This window comes from Desulforamulus profundi (assembly GCF_002607855.1).
In genome coordinates, this window is the sequence record NZ_AWQQ01000042.1 from 104,385 (window position 1) to 125,136 (window position 20,752).

A 20,752-nucleotide genomic window follows, 5' to 3' on the forward strand; every position below is an offset into this window, starting at 1 on the left:
GATGTCATAAGACTATTTGACGAAAGGAAGGGACAGAGATGGCCGTATATATTGTTCAACCAGGGGATACCCTTTCCAGAATTGCCCGGTGCTTTAATACGACGGTTGCGGAACTCCAACGATTAAATCCTCAAATCGCAAATATTAATGAAATCTTTGTGGGACAGCAGATCACGGTACCGGATACAGTGACCCCTACTACCACTCCCACTCCCGCCGGCCAGGAAGAACTCATCCGGCGGTACAGATCCATCATTGATGCTGTACTGAGAAATCAAGGGCTGACCGGTGCACCATTTTCAGTGCGGTTGGTTGGCGGCTTGTTATATATTCTGGTGTTAAACAGTAGTACTTACCGTTTGGGTGAACCGGTGCAAATCAGGTTGTTCAAAGTCAATGTAACAAACCGGCCCATTGTGTTGAGGTACACCACAGGTCAGCGGTTTGAACTGGTTGTGCGCAGGGCTGCTGACAATGTGGAGATATGGCGCTATTCCCGGGGCAGGTTCTTTACCCAGGTAACCGCCACCATTACCATTCGTCCGAATCAATTTGCCATTTACGGTTTCACCTGGGATCAAATCAACAACCTGGGTAACCAGGTCAGTCCCGGAAACTTTATCCTGGAAGCTTTTAACGTAGCGCAGGGATTTAGAGACGTACCCATTCGTATTGGATTTAGAATTGAAAGGGGCGTTATTCCTACTCCTACTCCCACTGTACCGCCCGTTGAGTGCACCGGCGAAAACCTGCTACGGAACCCCAATTTTGAAAGCTGGACCAGCGCCACCCAGCCGCGGGATTGGGTCGCCACCAATGTACGCCGCTCCACCGTTGCTTTCACCGGTAGATTTGCGGTGGAAATGGGGAACATTCCGGATGAACCGGCCACCCTGTCCCAGACATTCCCCATCGCTCCGGGCAGCAATAACCGGGTCAGCTTCCGGGTTGCCGAGGACGTGGAGGGTTCCAGGATGGGCAACTTCACCTTCGGCGTCCAGGTCTTCTTCCGCAACCGGGCCGGCACAGTAGTAGGAGTGGCGCCCCAGGGACCCTTCTCGCCGGCCCTGATCGAAGATGAAGTTTACGAACTGTTTACCTTCACCACCGGTCGGGTGCCCGCAACAGCGGTGACCGCTGAGCTGCGCTTTACCTTTACCCCTCGTACCACAAACCGCAGCCGCATTCGCATAGACAGCGCCGAATTCCGCTGCCTGAGTCTGTAAGAAAAATCCCCAGGGGTGTTAAAAACCCCCTGGGGATTAATGTTTACAGGCACTGCAATTGCTGGAAGTGCAGCCTTTGCAGCTGTCTCCCCGGCTACCGGCCAGCGCACCGGGATTATTGAGGATAAAACCGGACATCACCCTGCCGGGGCCGGGGGCCTGGCAGGCGGGGCAGGTCAGGTTTTGGCCTTCTTCCCCCATGTCACAGAGTTTTTGAAATTTGTGATCGCACTTGCCGCAGCGGAATTCATAGATAGGCATGATCATGGCACCTCCATTCTCGAAAGTATGACCACAATTCTTAGTTAAAACCACCTTTTGAGAATTGTCAAGGCCCCCTGTTACTTCGAGGAAGACAATCCGGTTATATTAGTAATAAAGGGGAAGTGCAAGGCAAAGGACGAGCTGCTGCAAGGTCGAATCATACGAATTATAAAGAATTTTGTAAGAAAATAAAGGTTTTCATCATATTTGCAAGAAATAGTTAGTACAGTAATAGAGCGGGGAGGTTTTTTTATGTACATTCAGTTTTTAGGAGCTGCCCAAACCGTTACCGGTTCTTGCTTTTTAGTGGATACAGGATCTACCCGCCTGCTGGTGGACTGCGGGTTATTCCAGGGGTCTAAAGAAATTAAAGAGCGCAACTACCGCAACTTTCCCATTGCCCCGTCCAGTGTGGATTATGTCCTGTTAACCCATGCTCATATTGACCACAGCGGACTGCTGCCCAAGTTTATCAAGCACGGTTTTAAGGGCCGGGTCATTGCCACTTCCGCCACGGTGGATTTGTGTGAAATACTGCTGCCGGATTGCGGGCACATTCAAGAGATGGAAGTTGAAAGGAAGAACCGTAAATACCGCCGTCAGGGGCGTAAGCTGATTGAACCCATTTATACCGCGGATGACGGCGCCGATGCATTGAAGTATTTTGAACGGGCAAATTACAACGAGATGATCCCCGTCAGTCCCGATGTAAAAATCTGTTTTCGGGATGCCGGGCATATTTTAGGGTCCTCCATCATTGAAATGTGGGTCCGGGAAAACGGCAAAGAGACCAAGCTGGTCTTCTCCGGGGATATCGGCAACAGTGACCAGCCCTTCATCAAAGACCCGACCTTTATTGCCGAAGCGGATTATGTCATTATGGAATCCACCTACGGCAACCGCCTGCACCGGAATGTGCAAGACAAACTGGAACTGCTGCGGCAGGCCATCGTGGATACCTACCACAAAGGTGGTAAATTAATTATCCCGTCCTTTGCCGCAGGTCGTACCCAGGATATCCTTTACAGCATCAACTTGTTAAGAATGCAAAAGGCCATTCCGGAACTGCCGGTCTATATCGACAGCCCAATGGCCATCAAAGCCACCGAGATTTTCCATAAAAACTGTGATATCTGTAACATGGAGACCCAGGAACTGATCTCCAGAGGGTTAAGCCCCCTGGAGATGTCCAATATCAGGACCACGTTGACCATGGAGGAATCCCGGGAGTTAAACTTTATGAACGGCAGGGCCATCATTATTTCCGCCAGCGGCATGTGCGATGCCGGCCGGATTAAACACCACCTGCGCCACAACCTCTGGCGCCCGGAAAGCACCGTTTTGTTTGTGGGCTACCAGGCCGAAGGAACTCTGGGACGGCGGATTCTCTCGGGCGAAAAAACCGTACGCATTCACGGGGAGGAAGTGGTGGTAAAGGCGGAAATCCGCAATATCGACGGGTACTCCGCCCATGCTGACCAGGACGCCCTGTTGAATTGGATTAAGCAATTTTCCAGCAGCTTAAAGCAGGTGTTTATTGTACACGGGGAAACAAAGGCAGCCGCAAACTTTGAGAGCTTGCTGAAAGCGGAGGGTATTAACGCCTGTGTGCCCCACTGGCTGGAGAAGATCCAGTTGACTTCTCCTGTTCAACAGCGGGTACCGCAGATTTTTGTGGACACCTGGCAGAGTATTACGGAAAAAATGCAGCGAGTCATGCAGGGTGATCTGTCCCCCGCCAAATACTCCGTACTGCTTCGCCAACTGGCCGAACTGGAGGCTCAAATGAATGAAGCCATCCAGGAGGAGGTCCAATCCAAGTTAGCCTAAACGGAGGTGCCGGATGCAGGGGATTCGCATTGAACAAAAGGGAGACTTTCAGTATATTCAATTTGATTCCTTTGCCGAAAGCGGCAGCATAACCCACGGTTTTACCACCCGCAGGGGCGGCGTCAGCTCCTTCCCTTACCATACCCTGAACATGGCCCTGCACGTGGGGGATCACCCGGATCACGTCCGGGCCAACCGGGCGGTGGCCTGTGCGGCCCTTGACATCAACCCGGCGGACCTGGTGGCTGCTATGCAGGTGCATGGCAGCAGGGTGGAGGTGGTGGGTCCGGAACACCGGGGCCGGGGTGCCCTGGACTATGACACCGCGATCCCGGACACCGATGCCTGATTACCGATAGGCCCGGCCTACCGCTTTCCAGTTATTATGCGGACTGTGTCCCCATCCTCCTTTACGACCCGGTCAAGACCTGCATCGGCTTGGCCCATGCGGGCTGGCGGGGCACTGTCCGGCGCATCGCCGGTGAAACCGTTGCCAGGATGATGGAAGCCTATGGCTGTCACCCCGGAAACATCCTGGCAGGCATTGGTCCGTCCATCGGCCCCTGCTGCTACCAGGTGGATATGCCGGTACAGCAGGCTTTGGCCAAAGGCTTTCCTGACTGGCAGGAACTGCTAAAGCCTGCGGGACCCGACCGCTGGCTGCTGGATTTATGGGAAACCAACCGGAAAGTTTTGCTGGATGCAGGGATTAAACCGGAACATATCACCGCAGCACGTTTGTGTACGGCCTGCCGAACCGACTTGTTTTTTTCCTACCGGGTGGAACAAGGAAAAACCGGACGCATGGCATCTTTAATTATGATAAAGGAATGAGCACAAAACAGGGGGTGCACGCCTTGCCCAAGATTTTGATCGTCGATGATGAACAACCCATTCGTGAGCTGGTCAAGTTCAACCTGGAAAGGGAGGGTTTCCAGGTCCTACAGGCCGGGGACGGAAATACCGCCATGGAAATCGCCAAAAGTGAAAACCCTGATTTGATTGTTTTGGATATTATGCTGCCGGAACAGGACGGGTTAACGGTTTGCCGCAACCTGCACCAGAGCCCGGGTACCCGTTCCATCCCCATCATTATGCTCAGTGCCCGTACAGAAGAATTGGACAAGGTGCTGGGACTGGAGATGGGGGCGGACGACTATATTACCAAGCCCTTCAGCCCCCGGGAATTGGTGGCCAGGATAAAGGCCCGCCTGCGCCGCCAGACGGCGGAGGCGCAGGTCAGCGAGCAGCCCGGCAGAATTACGGTGGGTAAACTGGTCATTGATCAGGACCGCTTTATTGTATCTTATAACGGGGTCAAGCAGGACCTTACCCCGAAGGAGTTTGAGTTATTGCGTTACCTGGCCCGCAATCCCGGCAAGGTTTTTACCCGGGACTTTTTACTGGAGCAAATTTGGGGCTATGATTTTGCCGGCGATTCCAGGACGGTGGATGTACACATTCGCCATATCCGCCAGAAGTTGGAGCAAATTCCCGATGCCCCGCAATTTATTGAGACGGTACGGGGGGTAGGCTACCGCTTTAAGGAGGTCTAGGCGTAAGGTGCTAAAAGGGATTCGGCGGCGGACCATTGGCAGCTATGCTTTTCTTTTTTTAGTTTTTATTGCGTTATCGTTCTTAAAATCCCTGGGAATTGTAGACATGCTGACGGTACTGCTGGGGTCCTTCTGGGCAACGGTGGTCATGGCCTGGCTCACCAACCGGCGGTTGATCACCCCGGTGGAACAAATTACCCTGGTGGCCCAGGAAATGGCCGGGGGCATCCTGGATACCGAAATCCGGGTCAAGGGGGAAGAAGAGCTGGATGACCTGGCCTGGAGCATCAACTATATGGCCCGGGAACTGCGAAAGAACTTATTCGTCATTACGGAAGAACGAAACCGCGCCCGCGCCATTTTAAACAGCATGGCGGACGGGGTGATTGCCCTGGACAAGTACGGCCGGGTGATTCTAATAAACCCGGTGGTGGAAGGCATTTTTAAAATTAAAGAGGAAGAATGGGCCGGTAATCAATTAATTAAGGTCATCCGCAACCACGAACTGGAGGAACATTTTATCCGGGCTCTGAACAGCATGCAGCCGGTGTTAAACAACGAACTGCAGGTGCTTACCCCCGAACCCCGGCTCTTCCGGGTTCATATTTCCCCGTTAAAAGGAAGCCATGAGGAAAGAATGGGCGTGGTTGGTTTGCTGACGGATGTTACCGAGCGGCGTAAACTGGAAAGAATGCGCTCGGAATTTGTGGCCAACGTTTCTCATGAACTGCGGACTCCCCTCACATCCATCAATGGATTTGTGGAGACTCTGCTGGACGGGGCCATCGAAGATCCCACCCTTGCCAAAAACTTTTTAGAAATTATTAATGCAGAGGGCAAGCGTCTGGCCAACTTAATTGACGACCTGCTGAAGCTGTCCCGCCTGGAGGACCGGCGCACCAAACTCAATAAGCAGCCGGTTGATTTGGCTGAGGTCATCAACAATACCGTCAAAATGTTTGAGGCCCGGGCGACGGACAAGAACATCGAACTGACCACAGCGCTTCCCCAGGAGATGCTCCCGGTACCGGGGGACCAGGGGTTTCTGTCCCAGGTGCTGGTAAACCTGGTGGACAATGCGATTAAATATACGCTGCCCGGGGGCAAAGTTGGGATTGAGGTAACCTACAGCCAGGAAGAAGTAACTGTGGCTGTCTCAGATACCGGCATTGGCATTCCGCCCGAGAGTTTGCCCCGGGTGTTTGAGCGATTTTACAGGGTGGACAAAGCCAGGAGCAGGGACATGGGCGGCACCGGGCTGGGGCTGTCCATCTCCAAACATATCATTGAGGCCCACGGCGGCAAGATCCGGGCAGAAAGTGACCAGGAAGGAAGCACATTCAGCTTTACCCTGCCGTTGCATGACTAATGGTTCAACAATATTTAATTTATTAACGTTATTTTAACATTACAGCAATAAACGTATAACATGAGATTGTTACACTTTGAGGAGTGCGAAGTGAGAGGTGAGAAGTGAGATTGAACATTTTTCTCACCTTTAACCTTTCCCTTCTCATTTCTCAGACAGGAGGTAACGCTGTGGCGTACAAGATAACAGTCAGAGATTTAAACTTGTTTTACCGTGACCTGCAGGCCCTGACAAATATCAACCTTGATATAGAGGAGAAAAAAGTAACAGCCTGATCGGTCCCTCGGGGTGCGGCAAGTCCACCTTCTTACGGACGTTAAACCGTATGAACGATTTGATTGAAGGGGTTCGGGTGGAGGGCCAGGTCCTACTGGACGGGCAGGACCTCTATGGACCCGAGGTGGACGTGGTGGCGCTACGCAAGAGGTCGGTATGGTATTCCAGAGGCCAAACCCTTTCCCTATGACGGTTTATGACAATGTCGCCTATGGACCCAGGATTCACGGACAAAAAGACCGGCGGGTTTTGGACGAAATTGTGGAAAACAGCCTCAAGTCGGCGGCCCTTTGGGACGAGGTAAAGGACAGGCTGCATAAAACCGCCCTGGGACTGTCCGGCGGTCAGCAGCAGCGTCTTTGTATTGCCAGGCTTTTGGCGGTGGAACCGGAAGTACTGCTGATGGACGAACCCACCTCTGCCCTTGACCCCATTTCCACCCTCAAGGTGGAGGAATTAATCCGGGAGTTAAAGAATAATTATACCATTGTCATCGTAACCCACAACATGCAACAAGCGGCCCGGGTCTCTGACAGCACCGCCTTCTTCCTGAACGGGGAGCTCATTGAATTTGGCAATACCGAACTGATCTTTACCAGTCCCAGAGACAAGCGGACGGAGGACTACATTACCGGTCGTTTCGGATAAAATTTTTAAAATATGATATAAGGGGGTACGTTGGTTTTGGCCACCCGTCAATCCTTTGATAAAGCCTTGGCAGAACTGCAGCAGGATGTCCTGCGTATGGCCAGTGTAGTGGAGAAATCCATCTACAACGCAGTTAAATCGTTAGCAACCCAGGATCCCATTCTGGCCGGAGAAGTCATCGAAGGCGATGACATTGTTGATGAACAACGCCATCAAATTGAAGACAAAATTATTAAGATTATCGCCACCCAGCAGCCCATGGCGAAGGACCTGCGCATTCTCATTACGGGCATTCGCATTGTCATGAGTTTGGAGCGGATGGCGGACCATTCGGTGGATATTGCCAGGGTCACCATGTGCCTGGCGGACCAAAAACTGATCAAACCGCTGGTTGGCATCACCGCCATGGCCAAACTGGCCCAGCAAATGGTCAAGGACGGCCTGGATGCCTACGTTCACAACGACCCGGAAAAGGCCAGGGAGATGTGTGAAGCCGACGACGAAGTGGATCACATCTACCACCAGACCTTTAAACACCTGGTGGCCCACATGAAGCGGGATCCGGAAACCATCGGGCAGGCAACCTACCTGCTGTTTGTGGCCAGGTTCCTGGAACGTATCGCCGACCATGCCACCAACATTGGTGAGGCTGTGGTCTACCAGGCCACCGGGGAACGGAAAGAATTAAATTAAAAAAAGAAAAAACGCCCAAAAGGGCGTTTTTTTACGAAGGAATTTATTGATTAACTGTCGAAAATCTCTTACTGGAAGAACAAGGCAGGTGGTGGTCGTGACGGAAGAGACAGGCATCAAACAAAGGCCGGGACGCCACAGAAAGATACGGGTATTAAACAAAAGTCGCCTCTTCTTTTTTATGTTTTTTTGTCTTGTTTTTTTTACCTTTTCCTGGTTTTTGGCCGGCGGGGTAAAAACCTTTATATTAAAACAATTTGTCAAGATCGAAGCACTTCAGCCGGGGGTTGCCGCACAGGATTTTGCAGGCCAGGGCATCCTCATTAAACAGGAATACCTGGTCAACGCTCCGGTGAAGGGCGTCATGAAATTTTCGGTTCCCGAAGGCGAACGGGTAAAGACCGGCACCACCTTCGGCATTCTCTCCGCTTCCAGCATGGAATCTGTCTCCGGGGTCAAGCAATATGCGGTGAAAGCCCCTGTGAGCGGGGTGGTGTGCAATCATATGGATGGCTTGGAAACGATTCTGGTTCCCGGTAATCTGGATGTTGTGGAAATATCTGCTTTGGATAAAATAGAAAATAGCAGTCCTCCCGTGCAAACCGGTTTGGTTGAGAGCGGGCAGCCTGTGGCCAAGATTATTGATAACCTGGCCCCGGTATACATTTACAGCCTGTTCAAAGAGGAAGAAATCAAACAGATCCAACTGTATAAGAAGTCCGGCATTACGATAAAATGGAAGAATGAGGCTATTGAAGCCAGGATCGATAAGGTCTTTACGGGAAAACAGCCGGCCATCCTGTTCATGGTAAAAAACTATCCGGATGAACTTCTTCATCACCGAAAAATAAATTTTCATCTAACCACCGCCATGCTGGAAGGCATTCTGGTGGAAGAAAAATCCCTGGTGCAAAGGGATGACCAGGATGGTTTATACCTGGTGTGGAAAGGGTTGGTGCGCTGGGTTCCGGTGGAAATTGCCGGGCGTCTGGGAGAGCAGGTAGCCATCCAGGGAAAAGACATCCAACCGGGCATACTGTATGTGGTCAATCCCACCTTTGCCCGGGAAGGGGACAAGCTGTAAATAAGGCGGGGAAAACCTTGAGTGTTGTTGACAACCTTGCATTAATTCAAAAGCAAATTGCCCAATGTGCCTTAAAGGCTGGCAGAAACCCTGCCTCCGTTACACTCATAGCGGTGACCAAAAACGTGTCCGCCGCCAGGGCGGGGGAATGTGTGGCCGCCGGTGTGGCAGACCTGGGGGAAAACCGGGTACAGGAGCTTCGCGATAAATATCCGGCAGTGGCAGGGGCCCGCTGGCACCTGATCGGGCACCTGCAGAGCAATAAGGTTAAATATATCATCGGCAAGGTGGCCCTGCTGCACTCCTTGGACCGCTGGTCGCTGGCACTGGAAATCAGCCGCAGGTCCCAGGAGGCCGGATTGGTCACACCGGTGCTGGTTCAGGTCAATGTGGCCGGGGAGGAAAGCAAGTTTGGCCTGCCGGTGGACGAGGTGACCGACTTTGTTAGCGAAGCGGCCGGTCTGCCGGGCATTTCCACCCAAGCTGATGACCATTGCGCCCTTTGTGGAGGACCCCGAGGAGGTCAGGCCGGTATTCCGAAGACTCAAGCAAATGGCGGACCGGTTAAGAGAAATTCCAGGTGCCACGATGGAACAGCTGTCGATGGGCATGACCAACGATTTTCAAGTTGCCGTTGAGGAAGGTTCCACGATGGTACGAATTGGTACGGCAATCTTTGGCAGCCGGTATTAAAAGGAGGGATCCGTATGGCCATAGGGATGTTCGATAAAATACTTGGTTTTATCGGTTTTGAAGAGGTGGAAGAACAGGTGAAGGAAGAACCCGCTGAGAAAACCGAAGCCCTGCAGCAGGTAAAAAGAAAAAATGCGCCGGTGGTAAGTCTGCATACCGGACGCCAGCTGCGGGTGGTGGTTTGTGAACCGGCGTCCTTTGACGAAGCCCAGAACATCGCCGATAACCTGAAAAACCGGCGAGCCGTTGTGGTCAACCTGGAAAAAGCCGGAGCTGAACAGGCCCGGCGCATCGTGGATTTTATCAGCGGTACCACCTTTGCTTTAAGCGGCGACATGCAAAAGGTGGGGCAGAATATTTTTCTCTTTGTGCCAAACAACATCGACATAGCCAATGAGGCAACGAGAGAAACTAAGGATAAAAGTATTTTTTCCTGGGCCAGATCGCAGTAAGAAGTATATAAATGACGGGGTGAAGCATGAATAACGTAGTCGCTTTTCTTAATGTGGCCTTTTGGGTTTATGAAATGATGCTGCTGGCCAGGATTTTGATGTCCTGGTTTCCGCACAATCCTTACAATCCCATTGCTCGCTTTCTTTACGAGACAACCGATCCCTATTTGAACATTTTCAGGCGGTTTATTCCGCCCCTCGGCATGATTGATATCTCGCCCATCGTTGCATTTCTGGTACTGCGCATGATTCAGCAATTTGTATTTAGTTTGGTGAGATAAATGAGGCTGGACAGGCATGCTTTGATTGGTCACCTGAGGGATCAGGAGGAAAAAGCGGTCCTGGCGAAAATACTGGATAACGTTGAGAACGTCCTGAAAAATCACCGGCCGCTGCTCACAAATTTTTACGACCCGTACCATACGGGTCTCATCATTTCTATGTTGGAACGAATACCGGAGCTTGATTTTGCCACCAGCGGCGGCTATACCATGGCAGAAAGGGTTCGCACGGCCATTTTTCCCGATTACCTGGAGGAGGATGCCGTTGATTATGAAATGGTGCTGCTGGCGGTAGAAGGGAATTTTAAAATGGTTAAGGTGACTCACCGGGACTTTTTGGGCTCCCTGCTGGGGTTGGGAATCAAGCGGGAAATGGTGGGTGATTTGATAGTCACTGACACCGGCTGCCAGGTTGTGGCGGTCAAAGAGGTGGCGCCCTACCTGATGGCCAATTTAACCAAAGTGCACCGGGTCCGGGTGGATGTCCGGGAAATCAGGCCGGAAGAGCTGGTGTTGCCGGAAGTCAAGGTAAAAGAGATCAGCACCACTGTCGCTTCTCTGAGGCTGGATGCGGTGGCGGCCGCCGGCTTTGGCACCTCAAGGAGCCGCATTGCCAGGGAAATTTTAGCCGAGAAATTAAATTTAAACTGGCACACCTGTTCAAACCTCTCCGCCCCGGTGCAGCCGGGGGATATACTTTCCCTGCGGGGCCGGGGCCGGGTTGAGGTGGCGGAGGTTAAAGGAAGCACAAAAAGCGGCCGAATAGGTATCGTAGTAAGGCGTTTCTTGTAGCGGGTACCGTTATCATTTAAAGCAGCATACGGGGGTGTATCCTATGTCAGTACTGACGCCGATGGAGATTCAGAGCAAGGAGTTTGCCAAAACCTGCGGGGATACGATGTGAAGCAGGTAGACACCTGGATTCAAAAAGTGAAGGAACATTATGAAAAACTCTATGTGGAAAACCATGAATTAAGGGAGAAGTTGGCTCGTACTGAAGAAAGTGTGGTCCATTACCGGGACCTGGAAGATGCCCTGCAGCGCACGCTGGTGATGGCCCAGAAGAGTGCCGAAGATATGCGCGGCAATGCCGAGCGGGAATCCAAGATTATGCTGGAGCAGGCGGAACTGGCTGCCAGAACCGTTAAACAGAAGGCTGAGGAGGAGTCCGAAAGGATGCTCAGCGAGGCCGCCCGGAAGGCGGAAGAAATGATTCAACTGGCCGACGAAAGGGTAGGCGCTATCCTGGAGGAGTACCGCCGGCTGGAGAAGCAGGCCAATGTGTTCAAGATAAAATTCAAGGCCCTGCTGGAAGCGCAACTGGCCATGGTCGAGGGTAAGCTGGAAGCCGCTGAAGAGGAAAGCGCGTAGGCTTTGTAGTTAGCCTTACGAGTATTTCTTAGGGGTCTTGTTGTTAATCACGATTCCGCTAGCAACAGGACCCGATAGAAATGCCCGTGAGTCTAACAACTGGACTAAAAAGGATGACCCATAAGACGAAAAGAGTGATACGATTTTGCTGGTAATAAAACAGGACGGAACAGGTGTTGTGATCAAGGTGCGGGTTCAGCCCAGGGCTTCCCATAACAGCCTGGCCGGAGAGATGGAAGGAGCCCTCAAGGTTCGTTTAACCGCCCCGCCGGTGGACGGCGCCGCCAACGAGGCCTGCTGCAAATTTTTTGCCCAACTGTTTGGAGTTGCCAAAACCGACGTGGAGATTATGTCGGGTCACAGCGGACGCAACAAGCTGATTCGCATCAAAGGGATCAACGAATCCCAGGCCCGTACAGTCCTTGGTATCTAAATTCAAGTCAAGAACCGTCCCCACTTGAATTCGGTTTGGCAGATATTGGAGGAAGGGGTCTGACCCCCTGTTGACCTGCGTGTCGTATTTGATTATAATATTGCTGTTATTTAAATATTTCGTACGCCTGTGAACGGGAAAGTAAAATGATGGAGTCTGTACAGAGAGTCCGGGGCTGGTGGAATCCGGATCAGGACCATCCTTTGAACATCACCCGGGAGGTGCCTGCTGAAACCTGTTTTACCTGGGAGTAGGTCTGGCCGGTGCGCCGCCGTTAACGGTGTTCGGAGTGTTCAGGAAAAAATCCTGTTCATGAGGGTGGTACCGCGGGTAATATGCTCGTCCCTTTGGGGGCGGGTTTTTATTTTTACATTAAATAGCGAAAAAGGCAGGAGTGAAATTTCAGTGGACTACAGTAAAACCCTTAACTTGCCCCAAACGGAGTTTCCCATGCGGGGGAACTTGCCCCAGCGGGAACCGGAAATTCTGAAGTACTGGCAAGAGATTGACCTGTACAACAAAGTTCAAGAGAAGAACCGGGGAAAGACCAAGTACATTCTGCACGACGGTCCTCCCTATGCCAACGGCCATATCCACCTGGGACACACCTTGAACAAGGTCTTGAAGGATATGGTGGTAAAATACCGCTCCATGGCCGGTTACGACGCTCCCTACGTCCCGGGCTGGGATACCCACGGTCTGCCCATTGAGCAGCAGGCCATCAAACAGCTGGGGCTTAACCGCCACCAGGTGAGTCCGGTGGAGTTCCGCGCCAAGTGCAAGGATTACGCCCTGGAATGGGCAAAAATTCAAAGCGAAGAGTTTCAACGCCTGGGCGTGCGGGGGGATTGGGAACGCCCCTATTATACCCTGCTGCCCCAGTACGAGGCTAAACAAATTCGTGTTTTCGGAGAAATGGCCAAAAAAGGGTATATCTACAAGGGCCTCAAGCCCGTTTACTGGTGTGCCAGTTGCGAAACGGCACTGGCTGAAGCCGAAGTGGAATATGCCGATAAAACTTCTCCTTCTATTTACGTGAGATTCCCGGTGAAGGACGGCAAGGGGGTACTGCCGGAGGACGCTGCGGTGGTGATCTGGACCACCACTCCCTGGACCCTGCCGGCTAACGTGGCCATTGCCGTTCACCCGGAATTTAACTATGTACTGGCGCAGGTAAAAGGCAGGAAGGTCGTGGTGGCCAAAGAACTGCTGGAAACCTTTAAGCAGGCGGTAGAAGCCGACACGGCAGAGATCCTGGCCGCTTACAAAGGTGAACAGCTGGAACGGGTGGTCTGCCGCCATCCCTTTGTAGACCGTGAGTCCCTTGTGATCCTGGGTGAGCACGTCACCCTGGAAGCCGGTACCGGGGCCGTGCACACCGCGCCGGGACATGGTGAGGAAGACTTCCTGGTGGGGAAACAATATGGCCTGCCGGTGCTGGCTCCCCTGGACAACCGGGGTAAATTCACCGCCGAAGGCGGTAAATTCCAGGGCCAGTTTATCCTGGATGCCAATAAAGCCATCGTTGAAGAGTTAAAAGAACAGGATGTATTAATGGGTCATGGTCAAATTAAACACCAGTATCCCCACTGCTGGCGCTGTAAACAGCCCGTTTTCTTCCGGGCAACCGAGCAGTGGTTTGCTTCGGTGGACGGTTTCCGCCAGGAGGCTTTAAAGGCCATCCGTGCGGTTAAGTGGGTGCCGGCCTGGGGCGAAGAGCGCATTTACAATATGGTGGAAGGCCGGGGTGACTGGTGCGTATCCCGCCAGCGGACCTGGGGCGTGCCCATCCCCATCCTCTATTGCAATGACTGCGGCAAAGAAATTATTACCGAAGAAACCATTGCCCATATTCAAAAACTGTTTAAGGAACATGGTTCAGACATCTGGTTTGCCAAAGAAGCCAGTGAACTGGCGCCTCCCGGTCTGACCTGCCACCACTGCGGCCAGGGGAAAGAATTCCGCAAAGAAACCGATACCATGGACGTATGGTTTGATTCCGGTTCCAGCCACCTGGCTGTGCTGGACCAGCCGGAGCTGTGGCCGGAACTGCAGTGGCCTGCTGACCTGTACTTGGAAGGCAGCGACCAGCACCGGGGCTGGTTTAACTCTTCCTTATCCACCTCGGTGGCCGTCACCGGCAAACCACCCTATAAAACGGTGTTAACTCACGGCTTTACGGTGGATGAGAAGGGGCGTAAAATGTCCAAATCCCTGGGTAATGTGGTGGATCCGTTAAAAATCTGCAGCCAAATGGGCGCCGATATTTTGCGTCTCTGGGTTTCCTCCGCCGACTACCGGGCAGATTTGGCGTTGTCCCAGAATATTTTAAAGCAGATGACCGAGTCCTACCGCAAGATTCGGAACACAGCCCGATTCCTGCTGAGCAACCTGTATGATTTTGACCCGGTAAAAGATAAGGTGGCCTATGAAAAGCTCCCCGAACTGGACCGGGTGGCCATGATGGAACTTCATAAATTAATCAAGCAGGTTTTAACGGCCTATGAAAATTACGAGTTCCACGTGGTTTACCATGCGGTGCACAATTACTGCGTGGTAGACCTGAGCGCCTTCTACCTGGATATCATCAAAGATCGCCTGTACACTGCGCCGCCGGCCTCCCTGGAGCGCCGGGCCGCTCAAACGGTTCTCTTTGAAGTGCTGGATGCGCTGGTCCGCCTGCTGACACCGGTTTTGGCCTTTACCACCGAAGAAATCTACAAGCACATGCCGGTGGCCGGCGAGCGCCTGGCCAGTGTGCAAATGTTGGATATGCCGGAAGTGAATATGGACTACCTGGATGTGGAACTGGAGAAAAAGTGGGATAAATTCCATGTCGTCCGCAAAGAGGTATTAAAGGCCCTGGAAGTGGCCCGCCAGAACAAGGTGATCGGCAATGCCTGGAGGCCAAAGCGGACCTGTATGTGGCCGGAGAGGTTGAAGAGCTGTTAAAGCCCATGGCCGGCGACCTGTCCACCCTGTTCATTGTCTCCGGGGTAAACCTGCATCCCCTGTCTGAAGCGCCGGCGGAAGCGGCCAAAGCGGAGGACCTGGACCTGGCGGTGCTAGTAACTCCCGCTCAGGGAATCAAGTGCGAACGCTGCTGGATGTACCATGAAGAAGTGGGTCATGACGCTGAACATGCCACCCTTTGCCCACGCTGTGCCGGCGTGGTAAAGGAACATCATAGCACCTAAATAAGAAAAAGAGAGTTGCCTTTTGAACGAGGCAACTCTCTCTTTCAATAGAGGTTACATTTTATGCCTATATGTAAACCTTACCACCGGTTATTCCTGATCCCGGATTATTCTTCCGCCCTTAAAGCATCTAAATCGATCAGTCCTTTTTTAGCCCGCTGGGTGATAATTCCCCCGATGCGCCCCGACTCGGCAGAGGTCAGACCGCCCCAACCTTCTTTTTGAACCTTTTCGGCCAGTCCCAGTTCTTCGGCGATTTCTAGCTTTAATAGATCCATAGGCGTGGGCTGCTTTTCTTTTTTACTTTGTCCTCTGCCAGGTTCTTTAACCTTTGCCGGTATCTTTACCCTTGATTCCATGATAACCTCCGAACAAGAACCCCCCCCCGCAAGGGAGGGTTTCTCTTTTGCCAGGCTCATAATGGCTGTAACCCGGTTATGGCAGCAACCTGATCCATCCCAGACCCACATGGGGATGAGAGGGTACCGCAATAAACCAGGCTGCAACCCAAAGAACTAAATAACAACGATCCGGATCATTAGATAGCCCCCGGGGAAATGCAAGCTATTATGAACCCTGGTCATATCATACCCCGGATTACCAAAAATATTTATGAATGCTGAAAGGTTAGCAATCATAAAATGTTGAAGAAAGCCGGTAAAAAGAATTTTTAGGAAAAAAATTTTTTCAGTAAAAGGAATTTTACAGGGTTAGCAAGAAAAATAAGTCAATAGAATAAATATAGTGAACGGATGATGGCTGCGGGAGAGACCCCCTCGGGGGCGCCGAAGGAGCAAACCGGTTTTTTCGTGCTGAAGGAAAACGGTTAAACTCTCAGGCAAAAGGACTGCGACCGGACGTGACTCTGGAGAGCTCCTACCGTTTGGGCGGTGCAGGACACCAAAGGGGAAGCTTCATAAGGGAAGTCATCTCTCAGGTTAAAAGGACAGAGTTATACCAGCAACGGTATAATTCTGTCCTTTTCTGTTTGACTGCGGCGTAAACAGTTTCTGCCCAGAACATACTACTAGTACCAGGGAGGTGGCAGGTGTGACGGAAGTAAAGCGTACACCTCTATACAATGTCCACGTGGCAGCAGGGGCCAAAATGGTTGAATTCGGGGGCTGGTTAATGCCGGTCCAGTACGAGGGGATTCTAAAGGAGCACCAGGCAGTGAGATCTGCTGCGGGGCTGTTCGATGTTTCCCACATGGGTGAAATACGAATCTCCGGCCAGGGGGCCAGGGATTTCCTTCAAAAACTTGTTACCAATGATGTATCCCGCCTGAAACCCGGTTGTGCACTTTATTCGCCCATGTGCAATCCGCAGGGCGGCACCATCGATGATTTACTGGTATATCAACTGGAAGACGACCAGTACCTGCTGGTGGTGAATGCCGCCAATATCCAGAAGGATTATGACTGGGTCAAGAGTCAGGCAGCTTCATCGGTGATCATTGAAAACGTATCTGAGAAAACCTGCCAGCTAGCTTTGCAGGGGCCGGCAGCCCAAAGGATTTTACAGAAAATTACCGCCATTGACCTCCGTGACATTAAGTACTTCTGCTTTGTTTACGGGCGGGTGGAAGGGGTCGAGTGCCTGGTATCCCGCACCGGCTATACCGGTGAGGACGGTTTTGAATTGTATTTTCCGGCGGAGCATGCCGAGGCCCTCTGGCAGGCCATCCTGGCGGCCGGCCAGTTGGGAGGAGTAAAACCGGTTGGCCTGGGTGCCCGGGATACCCTTCGTTTCGAAGCCTGCCTGGCCCTCTACGGGCACGAGCTGACCGATGAAATTTCCCCCTGATGGCCGGCCTGGGCTGGACGGTGAAATTTAACAAACCGGAATTTATTGGCAGGGAAGCGCTGTTAAAGGAGAAAGAAGCCGGTCCCACCCACAGGCTGGTGGGGTTGGAAATGATCGACCGGGGGATTCCGCGCCAGGGCTATCCCCTTTATAAAGAAGACCGGGAAGTGGGTTGGGTTACTTCCGGGACCTTCGCACCCACCCTGGAAAAGAATTTAGGTTTGGCTTATGTGGCGGTGCAATGGGCGAAAACAGGCGGCGAGCTGGACGTCATGGTCCGCAATAAACCGTTAAAAGCTCGCATTGTGCAGAAACCATTTTATAAACGGGAGGTATAAGAGTATGAATGTACCGGCTGAATTAAAGTACAGCAAAGAACACGAGTGGGTCAGGGTGGAAGGAAATCGCGCCACCATCGGGATCACCGACTTTGCCCAGGAATCCCTGGGGGACATCGTATTTGTGGAACTTCCCTCCGTTGGGGACACCCTGGAGGCGGAGGAACCCTTCGGTGTTGTGGAGTCTGTGAAGACCGCCAGTGATTTGTATGCTCCGGTCAGCGGTAAAGTGGTAGAGGTAAACGACGGGCCGGTGGATGCCCCGGAAATCATTAACCAGGACCCCTATGAGAAGGGTTGGCTGGTTGTGGTGGAAATGTCCGACCCGTCCCAGTTAAATGAATTGATGAGCGCCGAACAATATAAAGCGATGGTGGAAGAACAAGCATAACCAGGGAAGAAGGTAGGTATTTTTGCGATTTATTCCTCATACAGAAGAAGAACGCCGGCAAATGCTTGACTTGTTGGGAATTGAGCATACCGACAGGCTGTTTGAAGAGATTCCCCGGGATGTCCGGCTCAACCGGGAACTTCAGGTGGAGGGCGGTTTATCGGAAATGGAACTGTCCCGCCACATGGCTTCTCTGGCCGGGATCAATACCGGCGTGGACGAAACCGTCTGCTTTTTAGGCGCCGGCGCCTATGATCATTATATACCCAGCGCAGTAAAACATATTTTATCCCGCTCGGAATTTTATACGGCTTACACGCCTTACCAGCCCGAGATCAGCCAGGGTGTGCTGCAGTCCATCTTTGAGTATCAAAGCATGATCTGTCTCCTCACCGGTATGGATGCGGCCAACGCCTCCATGTACGACGGCGCCAGCGCCCTGGCTGAGGCGGCCCTGATGGCCTGTGCCGCCACCCGGCGGGACCGCGTGGTGGTGGCAAAAACCGTACACCCGGAGTACCGGGAAGTGGTAAGGACTTATCTATATGGTTACGGCATCGAAATCTCGGAAGCACCTTCCGGGAGGGGCAGACAAAGGTTGAGGATGCCGCCGGCCTGTTAGATAACAAAACAGCTGCATTGCTGGTGCAGTACCCCAACTTTTTCGGCAGCGTTGAGGATTTGGCAAAGCTGGCGGAGGCCGCCCACGCGGTGGGAGCCCTGCTGGCGGTCTGCGCCGATCCCATAGCCCTGGGGCTGTTAAAGTCACCGGGTCAATGCGGGGCGGATATTGTAGTGGGGGAGGGGCAGTCCCTGGGGAACCCCCTGTCCTACGGCGGACCCTATTTAGGCTTTCTGGCCTGCAGGGAAAAATTCCTCAGAAAAATGCCCGGGCGAATCGTGGGGCAAACGGTGGATGTGGACGGACGCAGGGCCTATGTGATGACCCTGCAGGCCCGGGAACAGCATATCCGCCGGGACAAGGCCACTTCCAACATTTGTTCCAACCAGGCCCTGTGCGCCCTGGCGGCCACGGTTTATTTAAGCCTGGTGGGCAGGCAGGGTTTGCGGCAGGTGGCTGAATTATGCCTGCAAAAAACAGCCTATGCAAGAAATCTGCTGTCGCAGCTGCCGGGTTACCAACTGCCCTGGCAGGCTCCGGTATTCAAAGAATTTGTCATTAAAACAAAGGTGGCCCCTGATATAATTAACCGGGAACTTTTAAAACATAATATCCTGGGCGGCCTGGATTTGGGCCGGTATTATCCTGAACTGGCCGGTCACATGCTGTTCTGCGTCACCGAAAAAAGAAGCCGGCAGGAAATCGACCTGCTGGCGGATCGATTGGGGGCCCTGTCATGACGGAAAAACTGATCTTTGAACTGGGTTTGCCCGGACGCCAGGGCGTGGCGTTTCCGGCCAATGATGTCCCGGCAACAGCCCTTCCTGAGCTGCTGCCCCAGGAATTTATAAGGGAACAGGCCCCACCGCTGCCGGAGGTTGGTGAATTGGATGCGGTACGCCACTTTGTGAGGCTTTCCCGGATGAATTTTGGTGTGGATGTGGGGTTTTACCCCCTGGGCTCCTGCACCATGAAATACAATCCAAAGGTGGCGGAGGATGCAGCAGCCTTAAGCGGCTTTGCCAATTTGCACCCCTACCAGCCGGTGGAACTGAGCCAGGGCGCCCTGCGACTGATGTATGAGACCCAGCAGGATTTGGCGGAAATTACCGGTATGGACGCCTTTACGCTGCAGCCTGCCGCCGGTGCCCACGGTGAGATGACCGGCATGCTGATTATCAAGGCCTACCTGGAAAGCAAAGGGGAGATCGGTCGCACCAAGGTGATTGTACCGGACTCCGCCCACGGCACCAACCCGGCCACCGCCACCCTCTGCGGCTTCCAGGTGGTGGAGGTCAAATCCGACGAGCGGGGCGGCGTGGACCTGGAAGCATTAAAGAAAGTATTGGGGCCGGACGTGGCGGCGCTGATGCTGACCAACCCCAGCACCCTGGGACTGTTTGAGGATCAAATCAAAGAGATAGCCGACCTGGTGCACCGGGCGGGCGGGCTTTTGTATTACGACGGCGCCAACCTCAATGCCATCATGGGATATGCCCGGCCCGGCGATATGGGCTTTGATGTGGTACACCTGAATCTGCATAAAACCTTCGGCACCCCCCACGGCGGAGGAGGTCCCGGTGCCGGGCCCGTGGGCGTCAAGGCGGAACTGGCGCCCTTTTTACCCAAACCGGTTGTCATTAAACAGGAAGGCAGCTACCTGCTGGATTACAACCTTCCCCGGTCCATTGGCAGGGTGAAGGCCTTTTACGGCAATTTCGGTGTGGTGGTGAAGGCTTATACCTACCTACGAGCCCTGGGCGGCCAGGGATTAAAGCAGGTATCGGAATTTGCGGTACTAAATGCCAACTATTTAATGGGGCGGCTGTCGAACCATTTGCGAATTCCTTACCCGAGGGTGTGCATGCACGAGTTTGTGGCCTCACCCCCCAAAGACCTGAAAGAACGCGGCATCAAAACCCTGGACATCGCCAAGCGGCTGTTGGACTACGGGTATCACCCGCCCACCGTCTACTTCCCGCTCATTGTCGAGGAAGCTATTATGATTGAACCAACGGAAACCGAAAGCAAAGAGATCCTGGACCAATTCGCAGACATCTTGGTCAAAGTTCTGGAAGAGGCCAGGGACAATCCGGAGACACTGAAGAATGCGCCCTATACCACCCCCGTGCGCAGGCTGGATGAGGTGACAGCCGCCCGCAAGCCGGTGCTGGGCTGGTTGCCGGAATAATTTAAAGATAGGCCAAAGGTTGCCTTTATAA

Annotated in this window: 17 protein-coding genes, 5 pseudogenes, 2 riboswitches and 1 other annotated feature; of the genes and pseudogenes, 20 read left to right on the top strand and 2 right to left on the bottom strand. The window is 52.8% G+C overall.

The features are described from left to right. Positions 1 to 38 precede the first annotated feature (38 nt). Positions 39 to 1,226, top strand: a complete 1,188-nt coding sequence (locus P378_RS06605; protein ID WP_099082689.1) for a BsuPI-related putative proteinase inhibitor — start codon at positions 39 to 41, stop codon at positions 1,224 to 1,226. A gap of 36 nt (positions 1,227 to 1,262) precedes the next feature. On the opposite strand, the gene P378_RS06610 is transcribed toward P378_RS06605, so the two are convergent. Then, positions 1,263 to 1,487, bottom strand: a complete 225-nt coding sequence (locus tag P378_RS06610; RefSeq protein WP_099082714.1) for an FmdB family zinc ribbon protein — start codon at positions 1,485 to 1,487, stop codon at positions 1,263 to 1,265. A 255-nt stretch (positions 1,488 to 1,742) separates the two neighbouring features. On the opposite strand from P378_RS06610, the gene P378_RS06615 reads away from it, so the two are divergent. The 15 genes and pseudogenes from P378_RS06615 to ileS all read left to right on the top strand — a co-directional run bounded on the left by P378_RS06615 (position 1,743) and on the right by ileS (position 15,373). After that, complete coding sequence (locus P378_RS06615) at positions 1,743 to 3,320, top strand: MBL fold metallo-hydrolase RNA specificity domain-containing protein (protein WP_099082690.1); 1,578 nt, start codon at positions 1,743 to 1,745, stop codon at positions 3,318 to 3,320. Between the two features lie 13 nt (positions 3,321 to 3,333). Next, the gene (locus P378_RS24465; protein WP_476588317.1) at positions 3,334 to 3,669 is read left to right on the top strand and encodes a laccase domain-containing protein; all 336 of its coding nucleotides are present in this window, start codon (positions 3,334 to 3,336) and stop codon (positions 3,667 to 3,669) included. Between the two features lie 53 nt (positions 3,670 to 3,722). After that, a complete protein-coding gene (locus tag P378_RS24470) occupies positions 3,723 to 4,154 on the top strand; it encodes a purine nucleoside phosphorylase YfiH/LACC1 family protein (RefSeq protein ID WP_476588318.1) in 432 nt (143 codons plus the stop codon). A gap of 23 nt (positions 4,155 to 4,177) precedes the next feature. Continuing rightward, positions 4,178 to 4,876, top strand: coding sequence for a response regulator transcription factor (locus P378_RS06625; RefSeq protein WP_099082691.1), 699 nt, complete (start codon positions 4,178 to 4,180; stop codon positions 4,874 to 4,876). A gap of 7 nt (positions 4,877 to 4,883) precedes the next feature. Then, a complete protein-coding gene (gene pnpS, locus P378_RS06630) occupies positions 4,884 to 6,245 on the top strand; it encodes a two-component system histidine kinase PnpS (protein WP_099082692.1) in 1,362 nt (453 codons plus the stop codon). 170 nt (positions 6,246 to 6,415) lie between these two features. Continuing rightward, positions 6,416 to 7,169, top strand: a pseudogene (gene pstB, locus P378_RS06635) (phosphate ABC transporter ATP-binding protein PstB). A 36-nt stretch (positions 7,170 to 7,205) separates the two neighbouring features. After that, on the top strand, positions 7,206 to 7,862 hold the full coding sequence (phoU, locus tag P378_RS06640) for a phosphate signaling complex protein PhoU (RefSeq protein ID WP_099082715.1): 657 nt from the start codon (positions 7,206 to 7,208) through the stop codon (positions 7,860 to 7,862). 97 nt (positions 7,863 to 7,959) lie between these two features. Further along, positions 7,960 to 8,946 (top strand): biotin/lipoyl attachment domain-containing protein, encoded by a 987-nt coding sequence (locus tag P378_RS06645; protein ID WP_238472976.1) that lies wholly within the window; start codon positions 7,960 to 7,962, stop codon positions 8,944 to 8,946. Between the two features lie 17 nt (positions 8,947 to 8,963). Further along, positions 8,964 to 9,639 (top strand): annotated as a pseudogene (locus tag P378_RS06650) (YggS family pyridoxal phosphate-dependent enzyme). A 14-nt stretch (positions 9,640 to 9,653) separates the two neighbouring features. Then, on the top strand, positions 9,654 to 10,091 hold the full coding sequence (locus tag P378_RS06655; RefSeq protein ID WP_099082694.1) for a cell division protein SepF: 438 nt from the start codon (positions 9,654 to 9,656) through the stop codon (positions 10,089 to 10,091). A 26-nt stretch (positions 10,092 to 10,117) separates the two neighbouring features. After that, positions 10,118 to 10,372 carry a YggT family protein gene (locus P378_RS06660; protein ID WP_099082695.1) on the top strand — a complete coding sequence of 85 codons (255 nt, stop codon included), beginning with the start codon at positions 10,118 to 10,120 and terminating at the stop codon, positions 10,370 to 10,372. Continuing rightward, positions 10,373 to 11,164, top strand: a complete 792-nt coding sequence (locus P378_RS06665; RefSeq protein WP_099082696.1) for a YlmH family RNA-binding protein — start codon at positions 10,373 to 10,375, stop codon at positions 11,162 to 11,164. Positions 11,165 to 11,272: 108 nt separating this feature from the next. Further along, positions 11,273 to 11,743, top strand: a complete 471-nt coding sequence (locus tag P378_RS06670) for a DivIVA domain-containing protein (protein WP_238472977.1) — start codon at positions 11,273 to 11,275, stop codon at positions 11,741 to 11,743. Positions 11,744 to 11,888: 145 nt separating this feature from the next. Then, positions 11,889 to 12,176 (top strand): DUF167 domain-containing protein, encoded by a 288-nt coding sequence (locus tag P378_RS06675; protein WP_099082697.1) that lies wholly within the window; start codon positions 11,889 to 11,891, stop codon positions 12,174 to 12,176. A 120-nt stretch (positions 12,177 to 12,296) separates the two neighbouring features. Continuing rightward, positions 12,297 to 12,526 (top strand) — a binding site (T-box leader). Between the two features lie 55 nt (positions 12,527 to 12,581). Continuing rightward, positions 12,582 to 15,373 (top strand): annotated as a pseudogene (gene ileS / locus P378_RS06680) (isoleucine--tRNA ligase). A gap of 107 nt (positions 15,374 to 15,480) precedes the next feature. Here ileS and P378_RS06685 read toward each other — a convergent pair. After that, on the bottom strand, positions 15,481 to 15,732 hold the full coding sequence (locus P378_RS06685) for an alpha/beta-type small acid-soluble spore protein (protein WP_099082716.1): 252 nt from the start codon (positions 15,730 to 15,732) through the stop codon (positions 15,481 to 15,483). Between the two features lie 393 nt (positions 15,733 to 16,125). Further along, positions 16,126 to 16,233, top strand: a riboswitch (glycine riboswitch). After that, a riboswitch (glycine riboswitch) is annotated at positions 16,234 to 16,330 on the top strand. Between the two features lie 93 nt (positions 16,331 to 16,423). Between P378_RS06685 and gcvT the strand changes: the two are divergent. The 4 genes and pseudogenes from gcvT (at position 16,424) to gcvPB (ending at position 20,721) form a co-directional block, all read left to right on the top strand. Further along, positions 16,424 to 17,517 (top strand): annotated as a pseudogene (gene gcvT / locus P378_RS06690) (glycine cleavage system aminomethyltransferase GcvT). Between the two features lie 4 nt (positions 17,518 to 17,521). Further along, positions 17,522 to 17,908 (top strand): glycine cleavage system protein GcvH, encoded by a 387-nt coding sequence (gcvH, locus tag P378_RS06695; protein WP_099082698.1) that lies wholly within the window; start codon positions 17,522 to 17,524, stop codon positions 17,906 to 17,908. Between the two features lie 22 nt (positions 17,909 to 17,930). Next, a pseudogene (gene gcvPA, locus P378_RS06700) lies at positions 17,931 to 19,270 on the top strand (aminomethyl-transferring glycine dehydrogenase subunit GcvPA). After that, positions 19,267 to 20,721: an aminomethyl-transferring glycine dehydrogenase subunit GcvPB gene (gene gcvPB / locus P378_RS06705; RefSeq protein ID WP_099082699.1), complete on the top strand. Its 1,455-nt coding sequence runs from the start codon at positions 19,267 to 19,269 to the stop codon at positions 20,719 to 20,721. Before gcvPA ends, gcvPB begins: the two are co-directional and overlap by 4 nt. Positions 20,722 to 20,752 lie beyond the last annotated feature (31 nt).